The organism is Pseudolysinimonas sp. (assembly GCF_031389465.1).
Classification (GTDB): Bacteria; Actinomycetota; Actinomycetes; order Actinomycetales; family Microbacteriaceae; genus Pseudolysinimonas_A.
In genome coordinates, this window is sequence record NZ_JANMSQ010000284.1 from 1 (window position 1) to 4,819 (window position 4,819).

Sequence of the window (4,819 nt, forward strand, 5' to 3'; positions counted from 1 at the left end):
CCGACACGATCACCGACATCCGCGAGAACCAGTTCGTCGGCGCCCCCGATGGTCTCGTGATCGTTGTCACCGGCCCGGCCGGATTCACCGCCGACCTCGACTACCTCGACGACTTCGCGGCTGACGCGGCCGACGTCGAAGGGGTCGGCGACGGGGTGAGCCCGGTCATCGTGTCGGACGACGGCGAGGCGGCCGAGATCATCGTGCCGATCGCCGACGAGATCGCCGACACGATCACCGACATCCGCGAGAACCAGTTCGTCGGCGCCCCCGATGGTCTCGTGATCGTTGTCACCGGCCCGGCCGGATTCACCGCCGACCTCGTCGCCGGATTCGCGGGAATCGACGGCATCCTGCTGCTCACCGCCCTCGGCGCCGTGCTCGTCATTCTGGTGATCGTCTACCGCTCGCCACTGCTGCCGTTCATCGTGCTCGGCACCGCGGTGTTTGCCCTGTGCGGCGCCATCCTGCTCGTCTACGTGCTCGCCGCCGCCGACCTGGTGACGATCAACGGGCAGGTGCAGGGCATCCTGTTCATCCTGGTGATCGGCGCCGCAACCGACTACGCGCTGCTCTACGTCGCCCGCTATCGCGAGGCGCTGCGCGACCACGAGAAGCGCTGGGATGCCACGTGGGCAGCACTGCGCGGGTCATTCGAGCCGATCCTCGCGTCGGGTCTGACGGTGATCGCCGGGCTGCTTTGCCTGCTCCTGAGCGACCTCAACTCGAACAAGGCCCTCGGCCCGGTCGCCGCGATCGGCATCGCCTTCTCGCTCCTCGCCGCCCTCACCCTGTTGCCCGCCCTGATGTTGGTGGCCGGTCGGGTGGCGTTTTGGCCTCGGCGTCCCCTCCACCGCGGGTTGAGTAGCGCCGCCGAAGGCGACGCGTATCGAAACCAAGACACCGGCAAACTCTGGCCCGCCGTGGGCCGCCTCATCGCTCGTCGCGCCCGTCTCGTCTGGGCACTGTCCCTCGTGCTGCTGCTGGTGGCATCCGCTGGTCTGGCGCTCTTCAAAGCCGACGGCGTGCCGCAGTCGGAGCTCGTGCTCGGAGATTCACCGGCTCGCGACGGGCAGGTGCTGCTCGGCGAGCATTTCCCGGCCGGGTCGGGGTCGCCCGCCGTCATTGTCGGCTCCGAAGACGTGCTCACCGAACTCGCGGATGCCGCAGCCGGCCTCGACGGCGTCGACGGGGTGGAGGCGCTGAGCGACAACTCGCCGACCGGCACGATGCCCGTCGGAACTGATGCCGAGCCGTTCCCGATCCCGACACTCGTACCGCTCGAGCCGACGGTCGTCGACGGCCAGGTGATGCTGCGGGCGACCCTCACCGACGCGGCCGATTCGCGCGAGGCCGAGCAGACGATCCGCGACCTTCGCGTGGCCGTTCACGATGTCTCGCCGGATGCCCTGGTCGGCGGGGTGACGGCTCTCGCCCTCGACACCGACGACACGGCGATCCGCGACCGCACCGTCATCATCCCCGTGGTGCTGCTGGTGATTCTCGTCATCCTGATCCTGTTGTTGCGGTCGCTGATCGCGCCGCTGGTGCTCGTCGGCAGCGTCATCGTGTCGTTCGCCGCGGCGCTCGGCGTTTCGGCGCTCGTCTTCGAGGGGATCTTCCACTTCCCCGGAGCTGACCCGGCCGTGCCGCTGTTCGGATTCGTGTTCCTGGTCGCCCTCGGCGTGGATTACAACATCTTCCTGATGACCCGGGTGCGCGAGGAGTCGCTGAAACACGGAACCCGCGAGGGCGTCCTGCGCGGCCTCGCCGTCACCGGCGGCGTCATCACCTCGGCCGGAGTGGTGCTCGCCGCGACCTTTGCGGCGCTCGGAGTCATCCCGATTCTCTTCCTCGCGCAGATCGCGTTCATCGTCGCGTTCGGCGTGCTGCTCGACACCCTCGTCGTGCGCTCGCTGCTCGTGCCCGCCGCGATCTACGACCTCGGGGCTGTGAGTTGGTGGCCGTCGCGGTTGTCGCGGGATGATGGACTCACCTCGAATCGGAAGGACGGCTGATGGCCGCGCAACTCCTCATGGTCACCGCCGTCATCGGCGCGATCCTCATCGCCGTGTTCTTCACCCTTCAGGTCTTCTTCCTGGCCTAACCGCTAACCCACCCCAGCGACCCCCGCTCCCCTTCACAACGGCGCGCGGGAAGGGAAGCCACAGGTCAAGCAGCCCTCGGCCCACGGCCGATGTGCCGGCCGCTAGCGTCGTGCAGTCGGCCGGAGAGGTGGGAACGTGTGCTTGTGTAAAGCGACTAAACACTAGTGTGTTTAGACACTAAACACCTACGATGAAATCGCGTGACGTGATTCGAGCCATCGAGGATCGCGGCGGGGTGTTCGTCCGGCAGCGCGGTTCACATCTGCGCTTCCGGGTAGAGATAAACGGCGTAGTGGCGTTCACGACGGTTCCGAATCACGAGGTCGGCAAAGGCCTGCTCACGAAGATCGAGCGGGATTTGGAACCAGCGCTTGGGAAGGGATGGCTTCGATGAAGGCCTACACCGTGGTGGTGTCTCATGATGGCGACCTTTGGGTGGCCGATGTTCCCACGCTTGAGGGCGCGCACACCCAGGCGCGCAACCTGCCGCGACTTGAAGGTGCCATCAGAGAGGTGATTGCCCTGGTCGAAGATCTTCCCCAAGGAGCCGAGCAGTCGCTCCGGCTTGAGTTCGCGTATGAGGGTCTCGAAGAAGAGGCCTCGGCGGCGGTACGCGTGGGTCGACGTCGCGCTGATCTCGATCGCGTGCAGGTCGCCCTAGCGGAAGAGACGATGACTCTGGTGCGCGGCCTCGTGGCACGAGGGTGGTCCGTTCGCGATGTCGCACACCTCCTGCAGATCTCCCCGGGGCGCGTTTCGCAGCTCAACCCGCGGGGGCGGTGAGGGCTAAGTCGCGGGAGATGGCGGCAGCGGCATCCTGGAGGGCGGGTAAGAGGCGCAAGGCTTGGATGCCGGCATCCTCATCGGTCGCGGGCATCGACACGTTGATCGCCGTTACCGTCGCGGTGCCGCGGGTGACGGGTACCGCGAGGGCGCGCAGCCCGGTCTCGAGTTCGCCGTCGACGAGGCTCCAGCCCTGCTCGGCGACCTTTTCGAGTTCGGCCTGCAAGGCGGCGGGATCCACCACCGTGCGGGTGGTGAACGCCTTCCCCTCGAAACCCTCGAAGAAGGTTTCACGCTCGACAGCACTGAGCGCAGCGAGCAAAACCCGCCCCATCGACGTGACGTAGGCGGGGAACCGCGTGCCGATCGTGATGCCCACCGACATGATGCGCCGGGTGGGAACGCGGGCGATGTAGACGATGTCCCACCCGTCGAGAATGGATGCTGACGACGACTCCCCGACCGCGTGCGAGAGCGCCTCCAGGTGCGGCTGCGCCACCTCCGGCAGCGACTGCGCCGACAGGTACGAGAACCCGAGTTCGAGCACCCGCGGGGTGAGCTCGAACATCCCGTCGCGCGCCCGCACGTAGCCTTCGGATTCGAGAGTGAGCAGAAAACGGCGAGCGGATGCCCGCGTCAGCTCGGTCACCCGCGCGACATCCGAGAGCGACAGCCGCGGCCGCTCCGCCCCGAACGCGCGGATGACGGCGAGCCCGCGCGCGAGCGACTGCACGTACGTGCTGCCGTCGGGTTCGAGCATTAGGGCTCCTCGGTCGTGAGATATCCCATGTGGTGCCTCATGGGGCGTGAGTTATCCCATATGGGATATCTCACCGTTCCAGCACGATCGCGAGACCCTGCCCGACCCCGATGCAGATCGCGACCACCGCGACGCCGCCGCCGCGGGCTTTCAACCCGTGCGCCGCGCGCGCGATGATGCGCCCGCCCGACGCCCCGAGCGGATGCCCGATAGCGAGTGCGCCCCCGTCGATGTTGAACTTCTCGGGATCTAGCTCCGGCCACAGGGCCAGGCACGCCAGGCTCTGCGACGCGAAAGCCTCGTTCAGCTCGACGATGTCGACATCCGCCCAGCTGCGTCCGGCCCGGGCAAGGGCTCGGTTCGCGGCTTCGACCGGGGCCACGCCGAAGTATTGCGGCTCGTTGCCGGCGACCCCGCGTCCGGTGATGCGGGCGAGCGGCTCGGCCTCGAGTGACCCTTCGGCGCCGATCAGCACCATCGAGGCGCCGTCGTTGATCGGCGACGAGTTGCCCGCCGTGACGCTGCCGTCGGAGTCGAATGCCGGCTTGAGCCCGGCGAGCGCTTCGAGGGTGGTGTCGGCACGGATCGACTCGTCGATCGCGAGGTCGACCCCCGGAACGGCGACGATCTCGTCGGCGAAAGTGCCCGCCGCCCACGCGGCAGCCGCACGCTGGTGCGACCGCAGGGCGAAGGCATCCTGTTGTTCTCGGCTGATTCCGTACTTCGCGGCGAGCAGTTCGGCGGAGGCGCCGTTCGAGATCGACCAGTCTTTCGGCATCTTCGGGTTGGTGAACCGCCAGCCGATATGGGTCGACACGAGGGTCTCGTTCGCCGCCGGGAACGGCTTGTCGGGCTTGAGCATCACATAGGGCGCGCGGGTCATCGACTCGACGCCGCCCGCGACGACGATGGATGCGTCGCCGGTCTCGATCGCGCGGCTCGCCTGGATGGCCGCGTCGATCCCCGACCCGCACAGCCGGTTCGTGGTGCTTCCGGGAACGGATGTCGGCAGCCCGGCGAGCAGCACCGCCATGCGCGCGACGTCACGGTTGTCTTCGCCGGCCTGGTTGGCATCCCCGAGAATGACGTCGTCGATCTTCCCCGGATCGAAGTCAGGATGCCGCTCGAGCAGCGCCTTCAGCGTGCTGGCCGCGAGGTCGTCGGGTCG

The 4,819-nt window shown here is 67.6% G+C and carries 5 protein-coding genes; 3 read left to right on the forward strand and 2 right to left on the reverse strand.

Translation table 11 applies throughout. The features are described from left to right. From RMO30_RS11120 to RMO30_RS11130, 3 genes are all read left to right on the forward strand, one after another. Positions 1–2,018 (forward strand): MMPL family transporter (locus RMO30_RS11120; protein WP_309713334.1); only part of this gene is annotated, 2,018 nt, incomplete at its 5' end. Positions 2,019–2,298: 280 nt separating this feature from the next. Continuing rightward, on the forward strand, positions 2,299–2,502 hold the full coding sequence (locus RMO30_RS11125) for a type II toxin-antitoxin system HicA family toxin (protein ID WP_309713337.1): 204 nt from the start codon (positions 2,299–2,301) through the stop codon (positions 2,500–2,502). After that, positions 2,490–2,891 (forward strand): hypothetical protein, encoded by a 402-nt coding sequence (locus tag RMO30_RS11130; RefSeq protein ID WP_309713340.1) that lies wholly within the window; start codon positions 2,490–2,492, stop codon positions 2,889–2,891. The genes RMO30_RS11125 and RMO30_RS11130 overlap by 13 nt, the downstream gene beginning before the upstream one ends. Here RMO30_RS11130 and RMO30_RS11135 read toward each other — a convergent pair. Both RMO30_RS11135 and RMO30_RS11140 read right to left on the reverse strand, forming a co-directional pair. Beyond that, positions 2,872–3,651, reverse strand: a complete 780-nt coding sequence (locus tag RMO30_RS11135; protein ID WP_309713342.1) for an IclR family transcriptional regulator C-terminal domain-containing protein — start codon at positions 3,649–3,651, stop codon at positions 2,872–2,874. The genes RMO30_RS11130 and RMO30_RS11135 overlap by 20 nt on opposite strands. 70 nt (positions 3,652–3,721) lie before the next feature. Further along, a partial coding sequence (locus tag RMO30_RS11140) for a thiolase family protein (RefSeq protein ID WP_309713345.1) occupies positions 3,722–4,819 on the reverse strand: 1,098 nt, incomplete at its 5' end.

Coding starts and splice junctions, on each gene's coding strand:
- RMO30_RS11135 (WP_309713342.1), bottom strand. CDS start 3,651: ATGCTCGAACCCGACGGCAGCACGTACGTGCAGTCGCTCGCGCGCGGG.
- RMO30_RS11130 (WP_309713340.1), top strand. CDS start 2,490: ATGGCTTCGATGAAGGCCTACACCGTGGTGGTGTCTCATGATGGCGAC.
- RMO30_RS11125 (WP_309713337.1), top strand. CDS start 2,299: ATGAAATCGCGTGACGTGATTCGAGCCATCGAGGATCGCGGCGGGGTG.